The organism is Rubellimicrobium roseum (assembly GCF_006152145.1).
GTDB lineage: Bacteria > Pseudomonadota > Alphaproteobacteria > Rhodobacterales > Rhodobacteraceae > Rubellimicrobium > Rubellimicrobium roseum.
Map to the genome: position 1 here is coordinate 1 of NZ_VDFV01000149.1, position 1,176 is coordinate 1,176.

At 71.4% G+C, this 1,176-nt stretch carries 2 protein-coding genes; both read right to left on the reverse strand.

Going from position 1 to position 1,176, the window contains the following annotated elements; all coding sequences use genetic code 11:
- Positions 1–425: response regulator transcription factor (locus FHG71_RS23265; RefSeq protein ID WP_139084177.1), on the reverse strand; the 425-nt coding region annotated here is incomplete at its 3' end.
- Positions 426–439: 14 nt separating this feature from the next.
- Positions 440–1,176 (reverse strand): TadE family protein (locus FHG71_RS23270; protein ID WP_342777528.1); only part of this gene is annotated, 737 nt, incomplete at its 5' end.

The following is a 1,176-nucleotide window of genomic DNA, read 5'->3' on the forward strand; positions in this document are numbered from 1 at the left end:
CCGTGCCGCTTGGGCGGCTCGTAGAGCGCCGGCAGGTTCGGCCGCTTCCAGCGGTCGAGCCCTTCGCGCAGATCGGCGGGGCTCGCGGTCCAGGGCAGCACGTCCTCCACCCCCGCCTGCAGAAGGCGGCGCGCCTCGGCGATCGGCATGTCCGGGGCCGTCAGCGCCACGAGCGCCGCGTTGCGTCCGGGCGCGCGATGCAGCTCGCGCAGGACCTCGAGATCGAGGCCCGCCGCGGGGTCGGGGCAGAAGAGGATCACGTCGGCCGTCGAGGCCAACTGGGCGGCGTGACCGTTGAGGCGTGTGAGCGAACTGGGCTGCCGCTCGACAGCGATGCCCGGTATGGCATGCAGCGCCGCGTCAATGCCGGCGATCTCGGCGCTGCCGCCGACCAGGGCAACGGTGGTTTTGGGAGAGGTGGTCATGGTCGGGTCTCCTGTTATCCGGCCCCACCCAAGGCGAGGTCCTCGCCAGGGAGGGACACGCTCATGGACGGCATGGGAATGCCGTTCGCTTCGGCATCCGCCTGGTCGGTCGTGTCGGTGGCGCCGGCCAGGGAGGCGAGCCCGGCAAGCGGGTGAACGAACTGGAACTCGAGGTTCTGGGCTTCAACGGTGACGACCGGCGTGAAAGGCCCGCCCAGGAAGCCTATCCGCTCCGTCGCTGTGCCTGAGGTGCTGTAGCGGAACCGCAGGTTGGCCGGGGTCGCGTCGGGGGGCAGGAGCGGCTCGACCCGCGCCCAGATCTCGGCCACGGTCGCGTTCGCCGTCGCCCCGTCGCAGCTGATGTCGACCGTCGAGCAGATGCCCGCCCCGTTGCGGCACAGCGTGCCGTAAGGCTCGGTCGCCGTGCCGATCCCGTTTGCTTCGGGCACGCCGGCGCAGGCCGGTGGGCGCGCGGCGGCGATGCGGGCGGCCATCTGCACCGCCTTCTGCGTCATGACCCAGTTGTATCCCATGCGCCCGAAGTCGATCAGCGCGAAGAAGATCAGCAGGAACAGGGCGATCGCCATGGCCAGCTCGAGAAGGGTCGTGCCGCTCTCGTCCGTGCGGACGCGGCGGACGGCGGCGCGGAGGCGGGACGCGGCGGTCATGACCCGAACACCCGGGTGCGGTCCGAGACCGAGGTGGTGATCGTCCCGAGGTCCCCGCCGCCGCCCCAGTTGATGAGGCTCGC